The organism is Azospirillum aestuarii (genome assembly GCF_016632405.1).
In the GTDB taxonomy this organism is placed as follows: domain Bacteria; phylum Pseudomonadota; class Alphaproteobacteria; order Azospirillales; family Azospirillaceae; genus Azospirillum; species Azospirillum aestuarii.
Window position 1 is genome coordinate 217,759 of record NZ_JAEPIV010000005.1, and the last position, 24,243, is coordinate 242,001.

Here is a 24,243-nt window from a genome sequence, read left to right on the forward strand (position 1 = left end):
GCCCATCGTCGGCGGACTCCTCGGGTCTTACGGGGATTGAATCTGTCAGGCGTTGTAGCGGAGCATGCGGGCGCGCTCAAGGGAAGGAATTGAGGCTTTTTCTCATGGAAGCCCTTCTCCCGCCGCAATTGAAAGGATCGACCGCGTGACACAGGACAGCGCCCGGGACAACACCCAGGACAGCATGATGGCCGGGCTGACCTTCTCCCTCTCCGGGCGGCTCGACCCGGACGAGGTGAAGCAGATCCACGGCGAACTGCGCGCCTTCAACGAGCGCTTCACCGCCCCTTACGACCTGCGGGACGTCCTGGCGACCGTCCGTGACGCGGACGGGGCGCTGATGGCCGGGCTGACCGGCTACACGAACTGGGAATGGCTGTATGTGGACTATCTGTGGGTCCATGACGGCCGGCGCGGCGGCGGGCTCGGCGCCCGCCTGCTCGCCGCCGCGGAGGAGGAGGCGGTGAAGCGCGGCTGCCGCTGGTCGCGCCTCTACACCTACGATTTCCAGGCGCCGGGCTTCTACCGCAAGCAGGGCTACGAGGTGTGGGCGGAGATGGAGGGCTACCCGCCGGGGCACACGCAGATCTGGCTCAGGAAGGCTCTGCGGCGGGACGGGGAATAGCCTGCACGGCGGACTCGTTGCGCTTCAGGAAGACGATCACCGCGCAGACCACAGCCATCCCGGCCAGCTGCGGCGGCTCGAAGCTCTCGCCCAGCAGCAGGAAGGCCGTGACCCCGGCGAAGACGGGATCGAGCATGCCGATCACCGTCGCCGGGAACGGCTCGATGGTCTTCAGCCCCTCCAGATAGAGCCAGTAGGGCGCCACCGTGCCGAAGACGCCGATGAACAGCACGAACCCCACCGTCTCCCAAGTCACCTCGACCGCCTCGTAATCAATGGCTGGAGTGGCGAGCAGCCAGAACAGCGCCGACAGGAAGAAGGGCCAGAAGGTCATCGACCAGCTGTCCAGCCCCCGCCGGTGACCGTGAGCACAGCGGACGTTGTAGGCGGCGAAGGACACGGCGCAGAGCATCCCCACCGCCGCCCCCAGCGCGTTGCCCGACCACAGGGCCGGGTCGTAGGCGCCGACCAGCAGGAAACAGCCGGCGGCGTTGCCCGCCAGGATCAGCGCGACCACCCGGTTCATCCGGTGGGTGCCGAGCAGCAGCCCGGCGGCTACGATCAGCATGGGCGCGGTGTATTCCAGCATCAGCGCCAGCGCCACGTTGGTCAGGGCGATGGCGTAGAAGAAGGTCAGGTTGACCAGCGTCAGCCAGACCGCCAGCTCCGACAGGAAGTGCAGGTCCGCCCGCCGCACCCGGATCGGCCGGCCGAGCGCCAGCATGATCAGGGCCAGCACGGCGGCGGACACCATGGCGCGCACCGCGATCATGACCAGCGGCGGCATCGAGGCGACGAACATCATCTTGGCCGCCGTCCCGGCCACGCCGAACAGCAGGGCGGAGGCGACGATGCAGCCATAGCCCCACAGGCGCGCCCGCGCCGACTCAACCGCCATGGCCCTGCCCTGCCCCGTTCCGGATCGGCGGCAACGATACCGTGTGACCAACTCCGAACCGATGCGGCAAATGCGTCACCGGCCCGTGACGGTCAGCCCGGCTGGCCGTCCTTCTCCCGCCCGCGCGCCTGCTCCTTGCGCTTGCGCAGGTTCTCGCGCAGCCGGGCGGCGAGCCGGTCCTGCTTGTCGTCCTTTTTCGGCGGGGCGGCGGGAGTCTTGGTCGTCTCGTCGGTCGTCATGCGGCGCTCGCGGCAAGCGGGGCCGGGGCGGCGGCGCTGCCCCAGCGGCGGTTCCAATCCTGGAACATCAGCACGTTCCAGAGCCGGTGCTGGTTGTTGCGGGTCCCGGCGAGATGCTCCGCCCAGCAGGCGCGGATCGGCGCCGGGTCGAAGAAGCCCTCCCGGCGCAACCGCCCCTCGTCCAGCAGATCCTCCGCCCAGTCGCGCAGCGGGCCGCGCAGCCAACCGTCCAGCGGAATGGCGAAGCCGGCCTTGGGCCGCTCCACCAGGGCCGGCGGGACATGGCGGTAAAGCACTTGGCGCAGCAGCCACTTGCCCTTGCCGTCGCGCAGCTTCTGCGATTGCGGCACACGCCAGGCGAACTCCACCACCCGATGGTCGAGCAGCGGCACGCGCGCCTCCAGCGACACGCCCATGCTGGCGCGGTCCACCTTCGCCAGGATGTCGTCCGGCAGATAGGTGACGCTGTCGAGATGCTGCATGCGCTCGACGAAATCGGGGATGCCCGCGGCCAGCCCGTCGTCCCAGGCCGGGCCATGAGGCTCCCGCCCGTCGCGGACCAGCGCATCGGGGTCCTGCCACTGGCTGACCAGACGGCGGTAGATGGCGTCCGGCCCGGCGGCGTCCAGCACCCCGGCCAGCTTGTGCAGCTTGTCGCCGGTCTGGCGCGGGCGCCGCCCTTCGGGGATCATCCCGGCCAGCGCGTCCCATCCGGCGGGCCGGACGGCGCGGATCAGCCCGGCGGCGCCGCGCCGCAGACCGGAGGGAAGGGTCGCCATGCGCCGCCACAGGGCGGGCGCCGTGAGATAGCGGTTGTAGCCGGCGAACAGCTCATCCCCGCCGTCGCCGGACAGCGCTACGGTGACGGAGCGCCGCGTCATCTCCGACACCAGCAGCGTCGGGATCTGCGAGCTGTCGGCGAAAGGCTCGTCGTACCAGTCGGCGAGCTTGGGGATGACCTCCAGCGCGTGGCGGGCCTCCACCCGAAGCTCGGTGTGCTCGGTGCCGAGATGGGCGGCGACCGCACGGGCGTGAACCGCCTCGTCGTAGCCGTCCTCGCCGAAACCGATGGTGAAGGTGCGCACGGGCCGCGCGCTCTGCGCCTGCATCAGCGCGACGACGATGGAACTGTCGATCCCTCCGGACAGGAAGGCGCCCAGCGGCACGTCGGCCATCATCTGCCGCCCGACCGCGTCCTTCAGCAGCGCTTCCAGCGCGTCCGTCGCGTCGGCGTCGGACAGCGACAGCCGGTCGGCAATGCCGGCCCGTGCCGCCGCACCGGCGTCCCAATAGACGGTGCGCTCGGGTTCGCGCCCCGGACGGACAGTCAGGATGCTCCCCGGCTCCAGCTTATGGACGCCCTGGTAGATGCTGTACGGCGCCGGAACGTAGCTGAAACGCAGATAGGCGGACAGCGCGTCGCGGTCGATCTCCGCCGCGAAGGCCGGATGGGCGCGCAACGCCTTGGGCTGGGAGCCGAACAGCAACGCCCCGCCCATCCGCGCCCAGTAGAGCGGCTTCACCCCCAGATGGTCGCGGACGAGGTGGAGCGTGCGCTCGCGGCGGTCCCACAGGGCGAAGGCGAAGATGCCGACCAGACGGCGCACGGTGCACTCGACGCCCCAGGCGGCGCAGCCCTCCAGCAGCACTTCGGTGTCCGAATGGCCGCGGAACCGGTGGCCGGCGGCTTCGAGTTCCGCCCGCAGGTCCTGGAAATTGTAGATCTCGCCGTTGTAGGCGATCACCCAGCGCCCGTCCGCCGACTCCATCGGCTGGCGGCCCAGCGGCGACAGCTCGACGATGGCGAGCCGCCGGTGGCCGAACGCGATCCCGGCCTCGCCATCGGCCCACACGCCGTCCCCGTCGGGGCCGCGGTGGGCGATGGTGTCGGCCATGCGCCGCGCTGCGGCCTCAAGGCCGGACTCGGGGCCCGATCCGGAGCCGGGACCGGCCAGAAAGCCGCAGATGCCGCACACGGCGCGAAACCCCGTCCTTAGTGGTCGGAACGGTGCAGGATGCTGTCGCGCAGGCCCGTCTCGTAGGCCATGCCCTCGGCGGTCACGACGCCGTAACCGGCATCGCGGCGCAGCATGCCTTTGCGCTCAAGAATGGTCCAGACGGCCTCGTTGGTCAGGCCGGTGGCGTCGCGGGAGGCGACGACCGCGCTGCCCAGATGGAAGTGGTTGCCATGGGCGTGCGGCAGGTTGGTGACCTGGAAGGCCCCCTCCTCGCCCTCGACCGGCTTCTGCTCCAGACGGGCGAGTTCCTGAAGGAGGGTCAGCGTCTTGAGCTGAAGCGGGTTGAGGTTCGCGGGATTCTTCTTCGGCGGCATGGATGTCCGGCTCGGCAACGTGATTAAGGTTGCGGCAGTAGATCGGGTGCGCCCGGCGCCTGTCAAGCGGCGGGCGCCGTTTGCGGGCTGGCATCCCGGCATCGGCTCGGGCATAAGACGGGCTGTTGACGCGCGCGCGTTACGTTTGAGGCAAGCGTCTGGCCGGCGCGGGCCGGTCAAGGATGGTGGATATGACGATCGTGGTCACCGGCGCGGCCGGTTTCATCGGCTCGCACGTCGCGGCGGCCCTGCTGGATCGCGGCGAGACGGTGTTGGGGATCGACAACCTCAACGACTACTATTCCGTGGCGTTGAAGGAGGCGCGGCTGGCCCGCCTCGCCGCCCGCCCCGGCTTCCGCTTCGTCAAGGCCGACGTCTCCGACCGCGCCGCCATCGAGGCGCTGGCCCCCGACTTCGCGGAGGCGACCGGCGTCGTGCATCTGGCTGCCCAGGCCGGCGTGCGCTATTCGCTGGAGAACCCCTACGCCTATGTGGACGCCAACGTCACCGGGCAGGTGGCGATGCTCGAAGCGGCACGGCGCATGCCGAAGTTGAAGCATTTCGTCTACGCCTCCACCTCCTCCGTCTACGGCGCCAACAAGAAAATGCCCTTCTCGGTGGAGGACCGCGTCGACTCCCCCATGTCGATCTACGCCGCGACGAAGAAGGCGGCGGAGATGATGACCTACGCCTACTGCCACCTCTACAAGTTTCCGGCGACCGGCCTGCGCTTCTTCACCGTGTACGGCCCGTGGGGGCGTCCGGACATGGCCGCCTACCTGTTCGCCGAAGCGATCATGGCGGGCCGCCCGATCCGCGTCTTCAACGAGGGCCGGATGAAGCGCGACTTCACCTTCGTCGAGGACATCGCGGCGGGCGTCCTGGCGGCGCTGGACCATCCGGCGAAACCCGACGCCAACGGCGCGCCGCACACCGTCTACAACCTCGGCAACAACCGGACCGAGGACCTGATGCGCTTCATCGGCATCATCGAGGAGTCGCTGGGCCGCGAGGCGGTGAAGGTGATGGAGCCCTTGCAGATGGGCGACGTGCCGGAAACCACCGCCGACATCGAGGCGAGCCGCCGCGACCTGGGCTATGAGCCGAAGACACCGATCGACGTCGGCCTGCCCCGCTTCATCGCGTGGTACAAGGACTATCACGGCATTGCCTGAGGTCCATCCCGTGAGCGCCAGCCCCACAAACGCCGGCCGCAAGCTGATCTATCTGGTGACGGAGGACTGGTATTTCTGGTCCCACCGCCTGCCCATGGCCCGCGCCGCCCGCGAGGCCGGGTTCGAGGTCGCCGTCGCCACCCGCGTCGACAAGCACGGCCCCCGCATCGAGGCGGAGGGTTTCCGCGTGCTGCCCCTGTCCTGGCAGCGGCGCAGCATCAACCCGGCGGGCGCCCTGTCCGCCGTTGCGGAGATTGCCGCGCTGTATCGGCGGGAGGCGCCGGATCTGGTCCACCATGTCGCCATGAAGCCGGTTCTGCTGGGCGGGCTGGCCGCCGGTCTGGCCGGGGTGCCGGCGGTGGTGAACGCGCTGACCGGGCTGGGCTCCGCCTTCCTCGGCACCGGCGGGTTGAAGTCCCGCGTCGCCGGGGCCGCGGCCCGCCCGCTGCTGCGCACCGTGCTGAAGCGCCCGAACAGCCTGACCATCCTGCAGAACGAGGACGACCGGAAGACGCTGGTGGCCGCCGGGCTGCTGCCCGACGAGCGCGCCTGGATCATCCGCGGCTCCGGCATCGACACCGCCCATTATCAGGTGCTTCCCGAGCCGCCGGAGCCGCCGGTGACGGTGGGCTGCGTCGCCCGCCTGCTGGCCGACAAGGGCGTCGGCCCGCTGGTCGAGGCGCAGCAGAGGCTGCGGGCCAAGGGGCTGGACGTCCGGCTGCTGCTGGCCGGCACGCCCGATCCGGAAAACCCGACCTCCGTGACTCAGGCCGAGTTGGACCGCTGGGCCGCCCTGCCCGGTGTCGAACTGCCCGGCCACAGCGCCGACGTGCGGCAGGTCTGGGCGCGCTGCCACATCGCCGTGCTGGCCTCCCGCCGCGAGGGGCTGCCGAAGAGCCTGCTGGAAGCCGCGGCCTGCGGGCGGGCCATCGTCGCCACAGACGTGCCGGGCTGCCGCGAGGTGGCGCACGCCGGCGAGAACGCCCTGCTCGTCCCACCCGACGACGCCGCGGCCCTGGCCGACGCGCTGGAGGTTCTGGTGCGCGACGCCGCCCTGCGCCAGCGCTTCGGCTCCGCCAGCCGGCGTCTGGTCGAATCCGACATGGCGTCCGACCGGGTGGGCGCGAAGACGGTCGAGCTGTACCATCGGCTGCTGGCATCCACCCAGCCCGGCACGGCGCCGGTCGCGGAGGCATCATGAGCGGCCCCCTGGCCTTGTTGCTTGCCTTGTTCCTCGCCCTGGCTGGCAGCTTCGCGCTGTCCTGGCTGTTCACCGGGCGCGTGCTCGCCTATCTGCGGCGCAAGGCGATCCTCGACCATCCGAACGACCGCTCCAGCCATTCAATCCCGACGCCGCGCGGCGGCGGCTGGGGCGTCATGCTGACTCTGCTGCCCGTTTGGACGCTCATCGCCATGACGGCGGACGATCCGCTGCGAGCGTTGCCGATTCTGGCCGGAACGCTGGCGCTGATGGCGGTGTCCTGGATGGACGACCGGCGCGGGCTGGGTCCGGCGCCGCGATTCCTCGCCCAGATCGCCGCGGTGGTCGCGGGGCTGAGCGCGCTTCCCGGCGATGGCCTGGTTTTCCAGGGGCTTCTGCCCTTCTGGGCGGACCGGCTGGTGGCCGCGGTCGGCTGGCTGTGGTTCGTGAACCTGTTCAATTTCATGGACGGCATCGACGGGCTGGCCGGCAGCGAGGCGGCGTCCATCGGCGCCGGGCTGGCGCTGGTCGCGGCGCTCGGCGCGCTCGACCCGGCGCTGGCGCTCTACGGGCTGGCCGCGGCGGGGGCGGCGCTGGGCTTCCTGGTGTGGAACTGGCACCCCGCCAAGCTCTTCATGGGCGACGTCGGCAGCGTGCCGCTGGGCTTTACGCTGGGCTGGCTGCTGCTGGTCCTGGCGGCGTCGGGGCTTTGGGTGGCGGCGCTGCTCATCCCCGCCTATTTCCTGGCCGATGCCACCGTCACCCTGCTGCGCCGTCTGGCCGAGGGGAAGAAGGTGTGGCAGGCGCACCGCGAGCATTTCTATCAGAAGGCCACCCAGCGCGGGCGCAACCACGCCCAGGTGGTTCGTCTGGTCCTGGCGCTGAACGCCACGCTGCTTCTGCTGGCCGTGGCGTCGCTGGCGCTCGGCTGGACGGTGCTGCCGGCGGGGGCCGCTGCGGTCGTGCTTCTGCTGGCCCTGCTGGCGCGGCCTGCGCGGGCGGCGGCGTGATGCGCGTCCTGGTCACCGGAGCCACCGGTTTCGTCGCGCGGACGGTCATTCCCCTGCTGGTGGAGCGCGGGCACAGCGTGCGCGCCGTGGTGCGCCGGGCCGGCGCCGCCGTTCCCGGCGCCGCGGACACCGTCACCATCGGAGACATCGGCCCGGCCACCGCCTGGGGCAACGTCCTTCAGGGCATGGACGCGGTGGTCCATCTGGCCGCCCGCGTCCACGTCATGCGCGACCGCGAATCCGACCCGCTGGCCGCCTTCCGCCGCGTCAACACCGCCGGCACCCGCGTTCTGGCCGAGGCCGCCGCGGCCGCGGGCGTCAAGCGGATGGTCTATCTCAGCAGCGTCAAGGCGCTGGCCGACGAGAGCCGCCCCGACGAACTGAGCGAGGAGACGGAGCCCGATCCGCACTCTCCCTACGGCATCTCCAAGCTGGAGGCCGAACGGGCGCTGGCGGAGATCTCGGCCCGCACCGGGTTGGAGGCCGTGGTGATCCGTCCGCCGCTGGTTTACGGCCCCGGCGTGGGCGGCAACTTCCTGCGGCTGATGCAGGCGGTGGACCGCGGCATTCCCTTGCCGCTGGGCGCCCTGGAGAACCGACGCAGCCTGATCTTCGTGGGCAATCTCGCCGACGCCGTCCAGGAGTGCCTGACCCACCCGCAAGCGGCGGGCGGTCGGTTCCTGGTCCATGACGGGCGTCCGATGTCCACGGCGGAACTGGTGCGCGCCATCGCGGAGGCGTTGGGCAAGCCCGCGCGCCTTCTGCCCGTGCCGCCGTCGATGCTGGCGTTCGCCGCCCGGCTGGTCCGGCGGGAGGCCATGCTGGACCGCGTCGCCGGCTCGCTGGTGATCGACGACGGTGCCATCCGCCGCGCGCTGAACTGGCGCCCGCCCTGCTACCCCGCGTACGGCTTGCGCCTGACCGCCGAATGGTTCAAAGCTTTGCGCGGCTGAACGGCCAGGATGGGCCTGGGATTTCCCGCAAGGGAACAACCCCGGCGAAGCGATAGTCTAAGGTAAAGCGCATGCGTATCCCGTCTCCGCGGGCGTCCCTCGTCTACCTGCACGATCTGACGATGACGGCCGCCGCCCTGGTCGTGGCTCTGTATCTGCGCGTGGGCGAGCAGGCGTTCCAGGAATACAGAGACCCGTTGCTGACGGGACTGCCCATCCTGGTGCTGATCGCGGCGGTGGTGTTCCGCTTCTCCGGGCTGTACCGCGGCATCTGGCGCTACGCCTCCGTCCCCGATCTGGCGCAGCTTCTGCGCGCGGTCACGACGGTCGTGCTGTGCTTCCTGGCGGTCATGTTCCTGCTGACCCGGCTGGAGGCCCTGCCCCGGTCCCTGCCGGTGATCCTGTGGTTCGTGCAGCTTGTCCTGCTGGGCGGGCCGCGCTTCGCCTACCGTCTCGTGAAGGACCGCCGGCTGGGTCTGCATGACCGGGATTCGACGGGGGTGCCGCGCATCCCGGTTCTCCTGCTGGGCGTCAGCGACGCGGCGGAGCTGTTCATCCGCTCGCTGGACCAGAACGCCGGCGCCGCCTACCGCGCGGTCGGCCTGTTGGACGACAAGAACCGGCGCATCGGCCACGCGATCCGCGGCGTGCCCGTCCTGGGCGGCCCCGACGACCTGCCCCGCGTTGTCGAGGAACTGGCGCAGCGCGGCGACCGCCCGCAGCGCCTGATCGTCGCCAAGGGTCAGGCCGACGTGCCCGGCACCGTCCTGCGCGACCTGCTGGAGCAGGCGGAATCGCTCGGCCTGTCCATGGCCCGGCTGCCCAGCCTGACCGAGTTCAAGTCGGCGCTGGGCGAAGGCAAGATCGAGGTGCGCCCGATCGCGCTGGAGGACCTGCTGGGCCGCCCCCAGGCGGTCCTCGACCGCGGCGCCATCGCCAGCCTCGTCACCGGACGGCGCGTCGTCGTCACCGGAGCGGGCGGCACCATCGGCAGCGAACTGGTCCGCCAGATCGCCGCCCTCCAGCCGGAGACGCTGACCCTTGTCGACGCCGGGGAGTTCAACCTCTACAGCATCGAGATGGAGGTGCGGGAGCGCTTCCCCGCCCTGGCGCTCCAGGCGGTGATCGCCGACGTGCGCGACCGCGACCGCATCTTCCGCCTGTTCCAGGCGCAGCGCCCGCACATGGTGTTCCACGCCGCGGCGCTGAAGCATGTGCCGCTGGTGGAGGCCAACCCGGCGGAAGGCGCGCTGACCAACGTCATCGGCACCCGCAACGTCGCCGACGCGGCGCGGGCCAACGGCTGCCAGGCGATGGTCCTGGTGTCCACCGACAAGGCGATCCGCCCGACCAGCGTGATGGGCGCCACCAAGCGCTTCGCCGAATGCTATTGCCAAGCGCTCGACATGCTGCCGCCGCGCGACGGCGGCGAGACGGCGACCCGCTACATGACGGTCCGCTTCGGCAACGTGCTGGGTTCCAGCGGGTCGGTGGTGCCGCTGTTCACCCGCCAGCTCGCCAAGGGCGGCCCGCTGACCGTCACCCACCCCGACATGCGCCGCTACTTCATGACGGTGCGGGAGGCGGTGGAGCTGGTGCTCCAGGCCTCGGCCCACGGCGTGGCCCGCCTGGAAGAGCGCGGCAAGGTGCTGGTGCTCGACATGGGCGAACCGGTGAAGATCGTCGACCTCGCCCGGCAGATGATCCGGCTGGCCGGTTACCGGCCCGGCCACGACATCAAGATCGAGTTCACCGGCCTGCGCCCCGGCGAGAAGCTGTTCGAGGAGATCCTGACCTCGACCGAGGCTCCGACGCGCACGGAGGCCGACGGCGTATTCCTCGCCTCGCCCCGCGTGATCGACTACGCCCTCATCAACCGCGCGCTGGGCGAGCTGGAAACGGCGGCGCGGGCGGGGGATGCGGAGCGGGTGATGACCATCCTGTCCAACATCGTCCCCGACTTCCGCGCGGAGGCCGTCCTGCCGCCGCCGAGCGCCTTCGGCAATGCTGCGGCAACCGGCGAGGCGGATCGCTGAACCAGGGCGCCCCCGACGGCGCGGTGCGCGAACCGCGCGTGACCATGGGCGGGGAATTCCCCGCCCATTTTTCTTTGGTGCCATTTTCTTCAAAGGGGGACACTTCACCGCTTGCATCGGAGCAAAGCCTGTGGCATAAACCGCGCCACTTCGACGGTTGGCCGCAAGTTCTTCCCGGCCAGCAACACCGTCCCGGCGCTGCCGTAGCTCAGTGGTAGAGCACTCCCTTGGTAAGGGAGAGGTCGAGAGTTCAATCCTCTCTGGCAGCACCATCCTCCCCCCTTCGTTATTTCTTTGAGAATGCTGAAGCGCAGCCGTTGGCCGGCTTGCGTGGTTTTTTGCGTTCTGCGTTCAGCGATGGACTGGGTCTGCCCACCCCGGCCCTCCCCCAACGTCCCCAAAAGAAAAACGCCGCCCCGGATCGCTCCGGAGCGGCGTTTTTCTTGGAACCCGGACGGGCGCCGTCGTTAGTCGACGACGGTCACGCCACGGCGGTTCTGCGCCCAGGAGGCCTCGTTCGAGCCGAGGACCGCCGGCTTCTCCTTGCCGTAGGAGATGACCTTGACGCGCGACGTGTTGATGCCGCCGGCGACGAGGTAGTTCTTCACCGAGTTGGCGCGGCGCTCGCCCAGGGCGAGGTTGTACTCGCGGGTGCCGCGCTCGTCGGCGTGGCCTTCGACGGTCACGGTGACGTTCGGGTACTGCTTCAGCCAGGAAGCCTGACGGTCCAGGGTGGCGCGAGCCTCCGGAGCCAGGTCGTAGCGGTCGAGACCGAAGAACACGCGGTCGCCGACGTTGACGACCAGGTCTTCCTGCGAGCCCGGACGGATGCTGGACTGGGTGGCGCCACCGGTGGTGTTGGCGTTGCCGGCGTCCTTCGGAGCGGTTTCGCAAGCGGCAACCAGAGCGACAGCCGCGATCAGGCTCAGATACTTGATACGCATGTCTAATGACCCCCTAAGCGACACGAGATTGTTTTGACCGGATTGTGAAGGAAGAACGCCGCCGACTTCCGCCAGACCCCGACGGAAGTACCGACTTCCGGCCTTCGTCTTGAGCGTCGTTCTTGCGCGCGCAAAATAGGGCTACTCCACTAGGGAATCAAGGGCGACCATGCGGGATCGGAGCCGTCGAGCGGAGTGATCACACGACGTTCGTTTGCCCCAGTCACGTCGATCGTGTAGAGCTTCGCGCTTCGCCCGCGGCCGTCCCCGGCCGGAACATCGCGGAAGAAGCTCAGCACGCGGCCGTTCGGCGCCCAGGTCGGGCCTTCGACGTGGAACGACTCGGTCAGGATGCGCTCGCCGGTGCCGTCCGGACGGATCACGCCGAGCGCGAAGTTGCTGCCGCGCTGGCGGGTGAAGGCGATCAGGTCGCCGCGCGGCGACCACACCGGCGTGCCGTAGCGGCCCTCGCCAAAGGTCAGGCGCTTCTGCCCCGAACCGTCCGCGCCCATGATGTAGAGCTGCTGGCTGCCGCCGCGGTCCGACTCGAAGACGATGCGTTGGCCATCCGGCGAGTAGCTGGGGCCGGTGTCGATGCCCGGCGAATCGGTGAGCTGGGTCTGGCGACGGGTGCGCAGGTCCAGGGCGTAGATGTCGGTGTTGCCGTTCTGCGCCATGCTCATGACGACCTTGTTGCCGTCCGGCGAGAAGCGCGGGGCGAAGGTCATGCCGACGAAGTCGCCGAGGACCTCCTGGCGGCCGCTGTCGATGTTGAACAGGTACACGCGCGGCTTCTTGTTGAAGTACGACATGTAGGTGATTTCCTGGGTCGCCGGCGAGAAGCGCGGCGTCAGGACGAGGTTCTTGCCGTCGGTCAGGAACTGATGGTTCTCACCGTCCTGGTCCATGATGGCGAGTTGCTTCTTGCGCGCGTTGGCCGGGCCGGATTCGGCCACATAGACGATGCGCGTGTCGAAATAGCCCTCCTCGCCGGTCAGCCGCTTGTAGATGGCGTCGGCGACGATGTGGGCGATGCGGCGCCAGCTGTCGGCGGTCGCGGTGTAGCTCAGCCCCTGCATGTACTGGCCGGCGGCGACGTCCCACAGGCGGAAGTCGACCTTCATGCGGCCGTCGCCCATGGCGGTGGTGTTGCCGGCGACCAGCGCCTGGGCGCCGACGGCGCGCCAGTCCTGATAGCGCGGCTCGCCGGAGCGGAGCTGGTCCGGGGTCTGCAGGAAGCCCTTGGGGTCGAGCGGACGGAACAGGCCCGACCGCTCCAGATCGGCGGCGACCACCTTGGAGATGTCCGAACCGACCTGCGCCTCGCGCCCGCCGGCACCGGCGAAGCTGGTGATGGCGATCGGCAGCGGCTCGACCACGCCCTTGGTGATGTCGATTCGCACCTCGGCGCGGGCCGGGGCGGGCGCCGCGACGCCGAGGGCGAGCAGCAGGGCGCCGGCGCAACCGGCGGCCTTCAGCAGAAGCCTCGTCTTCTTCGTCATGGTCAGAACATGTCCCTCGGGTCGAAATTGAACACGAAGTAACGCCACTCTTCATACCGGGCGGGCGTGAAGTCGCCGGAAAACTCGCTGATGGGCAGGGGGCTGGCCCGCTTCACCGCGCGCAGCGCGGCGTCGGCCGATGCCCGGAAGGCCGCGTCCGACATGTAGCGGGAGCGGTACCTCTCGTTGATCGTCGCGTTCAGCACCGAACCGTCGCGGCCCAGCTCAACGATGATCTCCACCTGCATGTTCCCGGCGTCCTTGCGGCCCGGGTCGAAGTTCCAGTTCTTGCTCACCGCGCCGCGGATGCCGTCGATGGCGCGCCCGGACGGCTTGAACGGCTTGTCGGGACCGTTCACCGCCTTGGCGGCCCCTGAGGGCGCCGCCGAGGGCGCCGCCGATGCGGCGGCGTTCTGGGTCGGCTTGGCGTCGGCCTTGCTCTCCGAAGCCGCCGGTTTGGCCGGGGCGTTCTTCTGAACGTTCTTCAGAAGGTCGGCCAGCGCGTCGGTCTTCTCCGGCGGCTTTTCCGGCTTCTTCGGTTCGGCCTTCGGCGGTTCCGGCTTGGCCGGCTCGGGCTTCTTGGGCTCGGGCTTGGCCGGTTCCGGCTTCGGCGGCTCAGGCTTCTTCGGCTCCGGCTTCGGGGGCTCGGGCTTGGGAGGCTCCGGCTTCGGCGGTTCCGGTTTGGGCGGCTCCGGCTTCGGAGGCTGCGGCTTCGGTTCCGGCTTGGGCTCGGGCGGCTTGACCACCGGCGCCGGCGCCGGCTCCGGATCGGGCGGCGGCGGGGGCGGCGCCGGCTTGGGCGGCGGCGGCGGTTCGCGCGCCGGGGGCGGCGTCACCTGGGCGACCTTCGGCGGCTCCGGAACCTTTGGCTCGGGCCGGGGCGGCGGCGGGGGCGGCGGCTCGCTGGCCGGCTCCGGCGGCGCGGGGGCCGGCGGACTCGGCTTGGCCTCGGGCACCGGCGGCTTGGGGGCCGACGGCCTGGGCTCGCCCTTGTCGACGCGCGCGGCCTGGGTCACCTCGCCCATGTCCACGATCTCGATCGGGATGGACTCGGGGATGTCCAGCTTGCGATCGCTGGGCGGCATGCCGAGCACGAACAGCGCGACCAGCGCGACGTGCAGCGTTGCCGAGGCGATCAGGGGTTTGCGCATGGGTCAGCCTTCAACTCGCCGTGGCGTCTCAGCGCTGCGCCGAGCCGCCGACGCGCGGCCCGGTGGCGCCCGGCCCGCTGGGCATCTCGGCGACCAGCCCGACCTTCTTGAAGCCGGCGGCGCTCATGGTGCCCATCACCTCCAGCATCTTGCCGTAGGCGATCTTCGCGTCGCCGCGCACCAGGATGCGGGCATCGGGGTTGTTGTTGGTGACGGCGATCAGCAGCGGCACCATGTTGGCCGTCTCCACCGCCGTCTCCTGCACATAGACCCGGCCGTCGGCCTGGACGGTCACGAACAGCGGGTCCTTCTGCGCCTCCAGCGGGGCGGCGTTGGTCTTCGGCAGATCCACCGGCACGCCGACGGTCAGCAACGGCGCGGCGACCATGAAGACGATCAGCAGCACCAGCATGACGTCGATGAAGGGCGTCATGTTGATGTCGGCCATCGCGCGGTATCCGCGGCGGCGGCCCCGACCGTGGCCGCCCTTTCCTGCGAGCTGGGCTCCCATGTCAGGCGGCTCCCCGCTCCTCGAGGTGGCGCGACAGAATCGCCGAGAACTCGCCCGAGAAGGTCTCCAGCCGGTCGGCGTAGCGGCCGAGGTCGGTGGTGAACTTGTTGTACGAGATCACGGCGGGAATGGCGGCCACGAGACCCAGCGCCGTGGCGAACAGCGCCTCGGCGATGCCGGGGGCGACGACGGCGAGGCTGGTGTTGCCCGACGCGGCGATCGAGGTGAAGGAGTTCATGATGCCCCACACCGTGCCGAACAGACCGATGAAGGGGGCCGTCGAACCGACCGACGCCAGGAAGGTCATGTAGCGCTCGGCGCGCAGCATCTCGCGCCCGATGGTCACCGACATGACGCGCTCCACCCGCTGCTGCAGCGAGCCCTTCATGGAGCCGATGCCGCGGTCGGCGGCATGGCGCCATTCGCGCATGCCGGCGGCGAAGGTCGCCGACATCGGATCGGTCGGGTTCTGGCCGATGCGGTCGTACAGCGCGTCCAGAGACCCGCCGGACCAGAAGCTCTCCTCGAAGGCGTCCGCCTGCGCGTTCAGGCGGCGGATGCGCATCAGCTTCTCGATGATGATGGCCCAGCACCACACCGAGGCAACGAGCAGCATCAGCATCACGACCTTGACGATCAGGTCGGCCTGCCAGAACAGGCCCCACATCGTGATGTCGTGGGCCTTCACCGCGGCCCCGACCACCTGGGCGGAATTAAGATCCATCGCAGTCAGTCTCGCTTCTGCCTTTTGTACAAATCATTGAGCGCCTCGCGGACCGGCGCCGGAAGGCGCGCGGGACGTCCGGCCCGGTTACCGGCCAAATTGATCATCGCCAGCTGAATCACCGCCCGCGCGAGGTCACGGCCGTCGCGACGGACAAGTTGTGCAACTGCGAAGGAGGCACCGCCGGTATCGGTGATTCGCGTCACCACTTCAAGCGTATCCTCGAGCTTTGCGGGAGCGACAAAATCGATCTCCGCCCGTCGTACCGCAAATGACACACCGTCGCTCTGGGCCAGCCCGGCGTTGGTGAAACCGGTCAGCCGCAGCATCTCGGTGCGCGCCCGCTCGAAGAAGCGCAGGTAGTTGGCGTGATACACCAGCCCCCCGGCGTCCGTGTCCTCGTAGTAGACCCGCAGCACCAGCCTGTGCTGCGCGTTCTCGTCAAAGCAGCCCGAGAGATTTGCCGTCCCGGCGCCGTCAGACATCGCCGTCCTCCGGGTCCGGGTTGGCCTCCGACAGCCGGTCCAGCAGGTCGAACTGCCGCGTCGGCGCCGAGGGCGGGTTGAGGCCGAGATAGCGGAAGCCCTGGTCGGTCAGCATGCGCCCACGCGGCGTCCGCTGCAGGAAGCCCTGCTGGATCAGGTAGGGTTCCACCACCTCCTCCAGCACGTCGCGCTGCTCGCCGAGCGCGGCGCCCAGCGTTTCCACGCCCACCGGCCCGCCGCCGTAGTTGTTGGCGATGATGCCCAGATAGCGGCGGTCCATGCTGTCGAGGCCGAGCCGGTCGACCTCCAGCCGGGTCAGGGCGGCGTCGGCGATGCGGGCATCCACCTCCGGCACGCCGGCCACCGAGGCGAAGTCGCGGACCCGGCGCAGCAGCCGCCCCGACACGCGCGGCGTCCCGCGCGAGCGGTTGGCGATCTCCCGCGCCCCTTCCGGGGTGATGAGCATGTTGAGCACGCCCGCGGCGCGGCGGACGATCAGCTCCAGCTCGTCCGGCTCGTAGAACTGAAGCCGCACGGGGATGCCGAACCGTTCGCGCAGCGGGCGCGTGATCAGGCCGGACCGCGTCGTCGCGCCGACCAGAGTGAAGGGCGGCAGGTCGATCCGGATGGACCGCGCCGACGGGCCTTCGCCGATGATGAGGTCGAGCTGGAAATCCTCCATGGCGGGATAGAGCACCTCCTCCACGGCGGGATTAAGGCGATGAATCTCGTCAATGAAGAGGACGTCGTGCGGCTGCAGGTTGGTCAGCAGCGCGGCGAGGTCGCCGGCCCGCGCGATGACCGGGCCGGAGGTCGCGCGGAAGCCGACCCCCAGCTCGCGCGAGACGATCTGGGCCAGCGTCGTCTTGCCGAGGCCCGGCGGCCCGAACAGCAGCACATGGTCCAGCGCCTCCCCGCGGGAACGGGCGGCCTGGATGAAGATCGACAGATTCTCACGCGCTTGCCGCTGGCCGATGAACTCGGCGAGCGAGAGCGGCCGGATCGAGGCTTCGCCGGAGTCGCCGGCGCCCCGCCCCGGCTGCACCAGCCGGTCGGGATCGGAGCCGTTCTGGTCGGCGGTCATTGGCTGAGTTCCTTAAGGCCATGCCGGATCAGTTCCGACACGCCGGCCCCGTCGCCCAGCTTGCGCCCGGCGGCCACGACGGCGCCGAACGCCTCCGACCGCCCGTAGCCGAGGTTGACGAGGGCCGAGACGGCGTCCGCCATGACCATGTTGTCGGGGCCGCCCGCCGGCGCCGCCTTGCCGCCCGCCGCCGGAGCGGCGGAGGCCGAGGCGCCGAGGGTGAGGTTGCCCACCTTGTCCTTCAACTCATTGACGATGCGCGCGGCCACCTTCGGCCCCACGCCGTCGGCGCGGGTCAGCGCCGTCTTGTCCTGCGCGGCGATGGCGCGGGTGAGCTGATCGGGGTCCAGCACGCCGAGAATCGACAAGGCGAGGCGCGAGCCGACGCCCTGGATGGTGGTCAGCAGCCGGAACCAGTCGCGCTCGCCAGCGTCGGCGAAGCCATAGAGGGTGATCCGGTCGTCGCGGATGAAGGTCTCGACGACCAGCGCCCGCCGCTCCCCCACCGCCATGCGCGACAGCGTGCGGTTGGAACAGGCGACCTGGTAGCCGACCCCGTTGACGTCCACCACCACCCAGTCGGTCCCGACCGAATCCACGACACCGGTGAGCTTGGCGATCATGGAAATGACTCCCTGCCGGACGGTTGGCGCCGCAGAATGGTTGTTTCGTCGAGACGGGCCTTGATCGTTTCAAGGACCCCGTCCAGGTTCTCGTTCAATTCGTTGTTCCAGAAGCGGAGCACGCGGAAACCCGCCTGCTCCAGCATGCGGGTCCGGCGCTGATCCTGTTCAACGCGATCCGCATGCTGTCCACCGTCCAGTTCGATGACCAGACGATGGTCGTGGGCCACGAAATCCACTGTGAAGCCCAATATCGGTTCCTGACGGCGGAATTTCGCCCCCATCTGGGCGTTCCGCAGCCGCTGCCACAGCAGCTTCTCGACATCGGTCGAGTTCTGCCGCAACTGGCGCGCCCGAACGGTCTGGACTTCGGACGGCTTCTCTTGCGCCAGCATGCCCCATTCTCCCTCTCCCCCCCGGGGAGAGGGTTGGGGTGAGGGGGGAACGCTGCTCATCTTGCCGCGCGCTAGAAGTTGCACCCCCTCACCCTGCCCTCTCCCCGGGGGGGAGAGGGGAGAGGTCGGCGTCCAGGACAGAAGGGACTGCCGGTGATGCGCGTGGCAGATCGCCACGGCCAGAGCGTCCGCGGCGTCCGGCGTGGTGATGGCGCAGCCGGGAAGCAGCAGGCGCACCATGGCCTGCACCTGCGTCTTGTCGGCCCGGCCCTGCCCCACCACGGCCTTCTTCACCATGTTGTTGGCGTATTCCGCCACAGACAGCCCCGCCAGCGCCGGGACCAGAAGGGCCACCGCCCGCGCCTGCCCCAGCTTCAGCGTGGAAACCGCGTTGTTGTTGACGAAGGTCTCCTCGACCGCCGCCTCGTCAGGACGGTAGCGCTCCAGCACCTCGGTCAGCGCCTCGTGGAGCTGGCACAGCCGTTCGGCCAGCGGACGGTCGCCGTCGGAATGGACGGCGCCGTCCGCCACATGGGTCAGCCGGTTGCCGGACACGTCGATGACGCCCCAGCCGGTGTGCCGGAGGCCGGGGTCCAGCCCCAACAGGCGTACGGGCGGCTGTTGCGCCGCCCCGCTCCTTCCGGCCTGCCCAAGCACCCCGGTTCCCCTCCGCTCCGCGACCTGAACTCAGGCCGTCAGCTTCTGCATCAGCTCGTCGGAGATGTCGAAGTTGCCCTCGACGGTCTGGACGTCGTCGTTGTCCTCCAGCACGTCCAGCAGCTTCATCAGGCTGGCGGCGGCGTCCTCGGACGGGGCGACGGTGTTCAGCGGCTTCCAGGTCAGGCGCGCGCTCTCTGCACCGCCGAACTTGGCCTCCAGCGCGTCGCGCACGATCGCAAAATTCTCCACCGTGGTGGTGACCTCGTGACCGTTCTCGTCGGACGCCACGTCCTCGGCGCCGGCTTCCAGAGCCACCTCGAACACGGCGTCCGCCGCCGCGGCGGCGGCCGGGTAGTAGATCGCGCCGACGCGGCTGAACATGAAGCTGACCGAGTTCGTCTCACCCAGCGAGCCGCCATACTTGGTGAAGGCGGAGCGCACTTCCGACGCGGTGCGGTTGCGGTTGTCGGTCAGCGCCTCGACGATCAGCGCGACGCCGCCGGGGCCGTAGCCCTCGTACCGCACCTCGTCGTAGTTCGCGTCGTCGCCACCGCCGGGCGTGCCCTGCTTGATCGCGCGGTCGATGCGGTCGCGCGGCATGTTCTGCACGCGGGCCGCGGTGATCGCGGCGCGCAGGCGCGGGTTGGCCGCCGGGTCCGGCAGGCCGCCCTTGGCCGCCACGGTGATCTCGCGGGCGAGCTTGTTGAAGATCTTCGACCGCTTGGCGTCCTGCGCGCCTTTGCGGTGCATGATGTTCTTGAATTGGCTATGACCGGCCATGCGTCGAACGAGCCCCAGATGGATTCAAAGATACAAGGTCTTGTGAAACAGCTTGGTAAGCGGTGGGACACATGTACCAGCCTTTGTGCGCCACCGCACGCCTTCGGCGCCGGAGACGACACCTACCCATATAGAAAGTCAATATGGCAGTATTGGGGCGCCCCTTTTGCGCCCTGCGGGGCCGGGGACGGCGGCGTCGCTCAGCCCCGCACCGGCACGGACTGGCTCAACCGGCCGCCCAGCCGCAACGGCTGGATGCTGGTGGCGAGGCCGGTGCGGTCGTCCGTCTCGACGTAGCAGCCGCAGACGGTGCCCTCGCCTTCCGCCGGGCTCAGCCGTTCAGTCGGCAGCTTGCGGATCAGCTTGGCCATGGCGACTTCCTTCTTCATGCCGATGGCGCTGTCGTAGTCGCCGCACATGCCGGCGTCGGTCAGATAGGCGGTGCCGCCCCTCATCACCACATGGTCCGCGGTCGGGACGTGGCTGTGCGTGCCGACCACCAGCGAGGCGCGGCCGTCGCAGAAATGGCCCATGATCATCTTCTCGCTGGTCGCCTCGCCATGGACGTCGACCAGGATGGCGTCGGCGCCGTTGGGACCCAGCCGATGGGCGCGCAGCACCCGGTCCACCGCGGCGAAGGGATCGTCCATCGGGTCCATGAACAGGCGCAGCATGACGTTCATGACCAGCACCTTGCGCCCGCCCCGCGCCTGCAGCAGCACGAAGCCGCGCCCCGGCGTTCCTTCCGGATAGTTCAGCGGGCGGATGATGCGCGGCTGCTGGTCGATCGCCGCCACCAGCTCCTTCTGGTCCCACGAGTGGTTGCCCAGCGTCACCACGTCCACGCCGGCGGCGAAGAACTCCTCGGCGATCTTCACGGTGATGCCGAATCCGCCGGCGGCGTTCTCGCCGTTCACCACGGTCAGGTCGGGGTCCAGCCGGTCGCGCAGCATCGGCATATGCGCGATCACCGCGTCGCGTCCCGACCGCCCCACCACGTCGCCCAGAAACAAAAGCCGCATCGTCCCCAACCTTCAGTGCGTAAAGCGGAGCGTCTCGCGCTCCGTCAGAATCCAATCGAGCCGCTCGTCATGCGCCCCGTGGGGCACCGCGTCCATCTCCTGTGCGGCGAAGGCCGTGCCGACCGCCAGGACGGGACGGATCGCGCGCAGGGCGTCCAGCGTCCGGTCGTAGTAGCCGGCGCCGTAGCCCAGCCGGTGCCCGCTGCGGTCAAAGGCCAGCATCGGCACCAGAAGCACCGCCGGAACCAGCTCGGGCCGGTCGGCGCCGGGTTCATGAATGCCGTAGCGGCCGGCGGCCAGCGGCTGCGCCGGGTCCCAGTCGCGGAAGGCCAGAGCCTGCCCGCGCGGCCCGGACACCGGAAGCGCGACGGAGCGCCCACCCGCCTTAAGATGGAGCAGAAGGGGGCGTACGTCGAGTTCCGAGCCGAGCGGCCAATAGCCGGCAACGGGGCCGTCCGGGATGAACCCCGGCAGGACCAGCTTCTCCAGGAAACGCTCGCGCAGGGCCTCCGCGGCAAAAGCGCGCAGTCGGTCGTCGTTGAGGGAGTCGCGCCGGGCGCGCGCCTGGGCTCGGGCGGCGTCCTTGGCAGCGCGCGGGTCGGTCATCGTCGCCTGGAAACGCCGGGGGAAATCAGGGGAGAGGCGGAAGGTGCCGCCTTGGCCGTTGGCATATGCTTATCCTCCATGACCTGCAGAGCAGGTGGGCGCCATATACCCGGACCAAGGTCCGGACAGGGACAGCTCCCGAGAGTCTAAGATTATCGGCCCTGGGGATTATTGCGACCTGACGAACCAGGCAGCGACCTTCCGTGGACTAACTTAAGCGCGCTCGAGCCGCGCGGCAACCTCTTCGATGCGCAAAGCGACATTATCCACAGCGGCGGCCACCTCGGCCTCGTTGACCGTGGACAGCGGGGCGAGGCCCCGGCCCGCCATGAGGTCCTGCATCTCGTCGGCCATGACGATGGCGGTCAGGACGAGCATCTGCGCCTCCGACCCGGACTTTCCGCCGCCGGTCACCTGCTTCAGCTTGGCGTCGACGAAGGCGGCCAGTTCACGCAGGCGGGATTCCTGCCCATCCTCGCAGAAGACGCGGTAGGCGCGCCCGTTCACCTCGAATTCCACCTGGGCCATGGCTCAATTCTCCAAAACCGCTTCGAGACGGCCGATGGCCGCCTCCAGACGCTTCGACACGGTTTCCGCATTCTCCTGGGCGCGCGCCTGTTCGATACGGGCCTCGCGCAGGGATTCGCTCAGCTCCTGCTCGCGCTTGGCCACCCGTTCCTCGCGGGCACACGCGGCATGCTCCAGACGATCCACGGACTTGGAGAGGCGGTCGAGCGCGGCTTTCAGGGAATCCATGGGCGGGGAACCTTGACGGACGGATGGACGGCGAACGGGGCAGCAGTTCGCACATGCATAATTCGCACATGCATAAAATGCCGAGCGCTACAGTTGGGCCGACCACGCCACGCCGTCAACCGGAATTACGCCACGGATTGCGGTGGAAATGGCGCCTCCAAAATGCGCTGAAAGCCGGGCCGCCATCCCCATTCCCGTGTTGACCTGCGCACACGGCTTCTGCATGGTGCGCGCGTCCTGCGGGAACCCCTGGTTTCCCGCCCAATCGGTGTTGCTCGACCCCGCTCGGCCCAACCCCGTTCGACTTGCCCGCCTGCCCACGGGAACATTTCTTCAGGAACCCTGCCCGATGTCCGCTGCTTCCGCCGCCACCCCGCCCGCCCCCATCACCACCATGGCGAACGCCATCCGCGCGCTGTCCATGGACGCGGTGGAGGCCGCGAAGTCCGGCCACCCCGGCATGCCGATGGGCATGGCCGACGTGGCCACGGTGCTGTTCACGCGCTTCCTGAAGTTCAACCCGAAGCAGCCGGCCTGGGCCGACCGCGACCGCTTCATCCTGTCGGCCGGCCACGGCTCGATGCTGATCTACTCGCTGGGCTACCTGACCGGCTACGAGCGGATGACCATCGACGAGTTGAAGCGCTTCCGCCAGCTCGGCAGCCTGACGCCGGGCCACCCGGAGGTCGACCCCTCCCTGGGCATCGAGATGACCACCGGTCCGCTGGGCCAGGGCGTGTCCACCGCCGTCGGCTTCGCGCTGGCGGAGCGGATCACCAACGCCCGCTTCGGCGACGACCTGATCAACCATTACACCTACGTCATCGCCTCGGACGGCGACCTGATGGAGGGCGTCAGCCACGAGGCCTGCTCGCTGGCCGGCCATCTCGGGCTGAACCGCCTGATCGTGCTGTGGGACGACAACCACATTTCCATCGACGGCTCGACCGATCTCAGCTTCACCGACGACACGCCGGCCCGCTTCCGCTCCTACGGCTGGAACACCGCGACCGTCGACGGCCACGATCCCGAGGCCGTCGCCAAGGCCATCGAGGCCGCGCAGGACTCCGACAAGCCGACGCTGATCGCCTGCCGCACCATCATCGGCAAGGGCGCCCCGAACAAGGCCAACACCCACGGCTGCCACGGCTCGCCGCTGGGCGCCGACGAGGTGGCCGCCACCCGCGAGAATCTCGGCTGGCCGCACGAGGCCTTCGTCGTCCCGCAGGACGTGCTCGACGCCTGGCGCGCCTCCGGCACCCGCGCCGACGCCGCCTACGCCGACTGGGCGGAGCGCGTCGCGGCGATGGACCCCTCCGCCCGCAAGGCGTTCGAGGCGGCCATGGACCGCGGCGTCCCCGCCGGCCTGGACGAGCTGATCGGCGCCTTCAAGAAGAAGGTGTCCGAGGACAGGCCGAGCTGGGCGACCCGCGTCGCCTCGGGCAACGTGCTCGACATCCTGGTCCCGGCGCTGCCGGAGATGATCGGCGGCTCCGCCGACCTGACCCCGTCGAACAACACCAAGGCCAAGAACACCGCCGACGTTAAGGGCCGTGGTGAATTCAACGGCCGCTACGTCCGCTACGGCGTGCGCGAACACGGCATGGCCACCGTCATGAACGGCATGGCGCTGCACGGCGGCGTCATTCCCTACGGCGGCACCTTCATGCAGTTCGCCGACTACTGCCGCCCGTCGATCCGTCTGGCCGCGCTGATGAAGCAGCGCTCGATCTTCGTGATGACCCACGACTCGATCGGCCTCGGCGAGGACGGCCCGACCCACCAGCCGGTGGAGCATCTGGCCGCGCTGCGCGCCATCCCGAACCTGCTGACCCTGCGCCCGGCCGACGCCGTCGAGACCGCGGAGTGCTGGCAGATCGCCCTGGAGCGCGTCAACGGCCCGTCCGTCCTGGCGCTGACCCGTCAGAACGTGCCGACCCTGCGCACCGAGCACGCGGCGGAGAACCGCTCCGCCCGCGGCGGCTACGTGATCCTGGAGGCCGAGGGCGAGCGCAAGGTGACGCTGCTCGCCACCGGCTCGGAAGTCTCGCTGGCCGCCGAAGCCCGCAAGGCGCTGCAGGCCGAGGGCATCGGCGCCGCCGTCGTGTCGATCCCGAGCTTCGAGCTGTTCGAGGCGCAGGACGACGCCTACAAGGCATCGGTTCTGGGCAGCGGCGTCCGCGTTGCGGTCGAGGCCGCCATCCGTCAGGGCTGGGACCGCTGGCTGGGTTATCCGGGCGCCACGGCCGTCGCCTTCATCGGCATGAGCGGCTTCGGCGAGTCGGCCCCCTATCAGGAACTCTACAAGCACTTCGGCATCACCGCTGAGGCTGTCGTCGCCGCGGCGAAGGCGCGCTTGTAATCGAATTGCCGCCCCGGACTTCGGTCCGGGGCCGGGAGTGACCGCCCCAAGCCGTTCGGTTCGGGGTCGGGGAATGCCAGACTGGAGGAAAACAATGGCTGTTCGGGTAGCGATCAACGGTTTTGGCCGTATCGGCCGTCTGGTTCTGCGGGCCATCTACGAGAGCGGC

The 24,243-nt window shown here is 69.5% G+C and carries 26 protein-coding genes, 1 tRNA gene, 1 other RNA gene and 1 pseudogene; 9 read left to right on the forward strand and 20 right to left on the reverse strand.

The genetic code is table 11. From position 1 onward, the window contains the following. Window positions 1–145: 145 nt before the first annotated feature. Window positions 146–625 carry a GNAT family N-acetyltransferase gene (locus JJL56_RS13435; protein ID WP_345772575.1) on the forward strand — a complete coding sequence of 160 codons (480 nt, stop codon included), beginning with the start codon at window positions 146–148 and terminating at the stop codon, window positions 623–625. Here JJL56_RS13435 and JJL56_RS13440 read toward each other — a convergent pair. The 4 genes from JJL56_RS13440 to JJL56_RS13455 all read right to left on the reverse strand — a co-directional run bounded on the left by JJL56_RS13440 (window position 594) and on the right by JJL56_RS13455 (window position 4,094). Continuing rightward, window positions 594–1,523 carry a DMT family transporter gene (locus tag JJL56_RS13440; protein ID WP_200485386.1) on the reverse strand — a complete coding sequence of 310 codons (930 nt, stop codon included), beginning with the start codon at window positions 1,521–1,523 and terminating at the stop codon, window positions 594–596. The genes JJL56_RS13435 and JJL56_RS13440 overlap by 32 nt on opposite strands. Window positions 1,524–1,615: 92 nt before the next feature. Continuing rightward, complete coding sequence (locus tag JJL56_RS13445) at window positions 1,616–1,762, reverse strand: hypothetical protein (protein ID WP_200485387.1); 147 nt, start codon at window positions 1,760–1,762, stop codon at window positions 1,616–1,618. Continuing rightward, a complete protein-coding gene (gene asnB, locus JJL56_RS13450; RefSeq protein WP_200485388.1) occupies window positions 1,759–3,738 on the reverse strand; it encodes an asparagine synthase (glutamine-hydrolyzing) in 1,980 nt (659 codons plus the stop codon). The genes JJL56_RS13445 and asnB overlap by 4 nt, the downstream gene beginning before the upstream one ends. Before the next feature lie 17 nt (window positions 3,739–3,755). After that, window positions 3,756–4,094 (reverse strand): hypothetical protein, encoded by a 339-nt coding sequence (locus tag JJL56_RS13455; RefSeq protein WP_014240524.1) that lies wholly within the window; start codon window positions 4,092–4,094, stop codon window positions 3,756–3,758. A gap of 191 nt (window positions 4,095–4,285) precedes the next feature. Between JJL56_RS13455 and JJL56_RS13460 the strand changes: the two genes are divergently transcribed. The 6 genes from JJL56_RS13460 to JJL56_RS13485 all read left to right on the forward strand — a co-directional run bounded on the left by JJL56_RS13460 (window position 4,286) and on the right by JJL56_RS13485 (window position 10,741). Further along, window positions 4,286–5,269, forward strand: a complete 984-nt coding sequence (locus tag JJL56_RS13460) for an SDR family NAD(P)-dependent oxidoreductase (RefSeq protein ID WP_145626094.1) — start codon at window positions 4,286–4,288, stop codon at window positions 5,267–5,269. Window positions 5,270–5,279: 10 nt separating this feature from the next. Beyond that, window positions 5,280–6,470, forward strand: coding sequence for a glycosyltransferase family 4 protein (locus JJL56_RS13465; RefSeq protein ID WP_247889449.1), 1,191 nt, complete (start codon window positions 5,280–5,282; stop codon window positions 6,468–6,470). Next, the gene (locus JJL56_RS13470) at window positions 6,467–7,480 is read left to right on the forward strand and encodes an MraY family glycosyltransferase (RefSeq protein ID WP_200485389.1); all 1,014 of its coding nucleotides are present in this window, start codon (window positions 6,467–6,469) and stop codon (window positions 7,478–7,480) included. Before JJL56_RS13465 ends, JJL56_RS13470 begins: the two co-directional genes overlap by 4 nt. After that, window positions 7,480–8,433: a UDP-glucose 4-epimerase family protein gene (locus JJL56_RS13475; protein WP_200485390.1), complete on the forward strand. Its 954-nt coding sequence runs from the start codon at window positions 7,480–7,482 to the stop codon at window positions 8,431–8,433. Before JJL56_RS13470 ends, JJL56_RS13475 begins: the two co-directional genes overlap by 1 nt. Before the next feature lie 71 nt (window positions 8,434–8,504). After that, a complete protein-coding gene (locus tag JJL56_RS13480; protein ID WP_200485391.1) occupies window positions 8,505–10,469 on the forward strand; it encodes a polysaccharide biosynthesis protein in 1,965 nt (654 codons plus the stop codon). A 197-nt stretch (window positions 10,470–10,666) separates the two neighbouring features. Then, window positions 10,667–10,741, forward strand: a tRNA-Thr gene (locus tag JJL56_RS13485). Between the two features lie 195 nt (window positions 10,742–10,936). On the opposite strand, the gene pal is transcribed toward JJL56_RS13485, so the two are convergent. From pal to JJL56_RS13560, 16 genes and pseudogenes are all read right to left on the reverse strand, one after another. Next, on the reverse strand, window positions 10,937–11,413 hold the full coding sequence (gene pal, locus JJL56_RS13490) for a peptidoglycan-associated lipoprotein Pal (protein ID WP_145626098.1): 477 nt from the start codon (window positions 11,411–11,413) through the stop codon (window positions 10,937–10,939). A 149-nt stretch (window positions 11,414–11,562) separates the two neighbouring features. Next, the gene (tolB, locus tag JJL56_RS13495; RefSeq protein WP_035680557.1) at window positions 11,563–12,915 is read right to left on the reverse strand and encodes a Tol-Pal system beta propeller repeat protein TolB; all 1,353 of its coding nucleotides are present in this window, start codon (window positions 12,913–12,915) and stop codon (window positions 11,563–11,565) included. A 2-nt stretch (window positions 12,916–12,917) separates the two neighbouring features. Next, window positions 12,918–14,066: a TonB C-terminal domain-containing protein gene (locus tag JJL56_RS13500; RefSeq protein WP_200485392.1), complete on the reverse strand. Its 1,149-nt coding sequence runs from the start codon at window positions 14,064–14,066 to the stop codon at window positions 12,918–12,920. A 28-nt stretch (window positions 14,067–14,094) separates the two neighbouring features. Then, window positions 14,095–14,577 (reverse strand): protein TolR, encoded by a 483-nt coding sequence (tolR, locus tag JJL56_RS13505; RefSeq protein WP_109069626.1) that lies wholly within the window; start codon window positions 14,575–14,577, stop codon window positions 14,095–14,097. 1 nt (window position 14,578) lies between these two features. Then, window positions 14,579–15,301: a protein TolQ gene (gene tolQ / locus JJL56_RS13510; RefSeq protein WP_145626100.1), complete on the reverse strand. Its 723-nt coding sequence runs from the start codon at window positions 15,299–15,301 to the stop codon at window positions 14,579–14,581. A gap of 5 nt (window positions 15,302–15,306) precedes the next feature. After that, a complete protein-coding gene (gene ybgC / locus JJL56_RS13515) occupies window positions 15,307–15,786 on the reverse strand; it encodes a tol-pal system-associated acyl-CoA thioesterase (RefSeq protein WP_200485393.1) in 480 nt (159 codons plus the stop codon). Next, window positions 15,779–16,870, reverse strand: coding sequence for a Holliday junction branch migration DNA helicase RuvB (gene ruvB / locus JJL56_RS13520; protein WP_200485394.1), 1,092 nt, complete (start codon window positions 16,868–16,870; stop codon window positions 15,779–15,781). Before ruvB ends, ybgC begins: the two co-directional genes overlap by 8 nt. Further along, window positions 16,867–17,493 (reverse strand): Holliday junction branch migration protein RuvA, encoded by a 627-nt coding sequence (gene ruvA / locus JJL56_RS13525; protein ID WP_145626103.1) that lies wholly within the window; start codon window positions 17,491–17,493, stop codon window positions 16,867–16,869. The genes ruvB and ruvA overlap by 4 nt, the downstream gene beginning before the upstream one ends. Beyond that, entirely contained in the window at window positions 17,490–17,948 is a 459-nt protein-coding gene (locus tag JJL56_RS33095; protein WP_345772576.1) for an endonuclease domain-containing protein, read from the reverse strand. The genes ruvA and JJL56_RS33095 overlap by 4 nt, the downstream gene beginning before the upstream one ends. 75 nt (window positions 17,949–18,023) lie before the next feature. Further along, window positions 18,024–18,545, reverse strand: a pseudogene (gene ruvC, locus JJL56_RS33100) (crossover junction endodeoxyribonuclease RuvC); the annotation flags it as partial. A 30-nt stretch (window positions 18,546–18,575) separates the two neighbouring features. Continuing rightward, entirely contained in the window at window positions 18,576–19,328 is a 753-nt protein-coding gene (locus JJL56_RS13535) for a YebC/PmpR family DNA-binding transcriptional regulator (RefSeq protein ID WP_014240508.1), read from the reverse strand. Between the two features lie 200 nt (window positions 19,329–19,528). Beyond that, window positions 19,529–20,350 carry a TIGR00282 family metallophosphoesterase gene (locus JJL56_RS13540; RefSeq protein WP_200485396.1) on the reverse strand — a complete coding sequence of 274 codons (822 nt, stop codon included), beginning with the start codon at window positions 20,348–20,350 and terminating at the stop codon, window positions 19,529–19,531. 12 nt (window positions 20,351–20,362) lie between these two features. Beyond that, window positions 20,363–20,956: a 5-formyltetrahydrofolate cyclo-ligase gene (locus tag JJL56_RS13545; protein ID WP_200485397.1), complete on the reverse strand. Its 594-nt coding sequence runs from the start codon at window positions 20,954–20,956 to the stop codon at window positions 20,363–20,365. Between the two features lie 39 nt (window positions 20,957–20,995). Further along, window positions 20,996–21,156: non-coding RNA, 6S RNA (gene ssrS / locus JJL56_RS13550), on the reverse strand. Window positions 21,157–21,169: 13 nt separating this feature from the next. Continuing rightward, complete coding sequence (locus JJL56_RS13555; RefSeq protein WP_145626107.1) at window positions 21,170–21,484, reverse strand: cell division protein ZapA; 315 nt, start codon at window positions 21,482–21,484, stop codon at window positions 21,170–21,172. A 3-nt stretch (window positions 21,485–21,487) separates the two neighbouring features. Then, window positions 21,488–21,712 carry a hypothetical protein gene (locus JJL56_RS13560; RefSeq protein ID WP_145626108.1) on the reverse strand — a complete coding sequence of 75 codons (225 nt, stop codon included), beginning with the start codon at window positions 21,710–21,712 and terminating at the stop codon, window positions 21,488–21,490. A gap of 349 nt (window positions 21,713–22,061) precedes the next feature. Between JJL56_RS13560 and tkt the strand changes: the two genes are divergently transcribed. After that, the gene (gene tkt, locus JJL56_RS13565) at window positions 22,062–24,074 is read left to right on the forward strand and encodes a transketolase (RefSeq protein ID WP_200485398.1); all 2,013 of its coding nucleotides are present in this window, start codon (window positions 22,062–22,064) and stop codon (window positions 24,072–24,074) included. A 94-nt stretch (window positions 24,075–24,168) separates the two neighbouring features. After that, a partial coding sequence (locus JJL56_RS33680) for a glyceraldehyde 3-phosphate dehydrogenase NAD-binding domain-containing protein (protein ID WP_200485412.1) occupies window positions 24,169–24,243 on the forward strand: 75 nt, incomplete at its 3' end.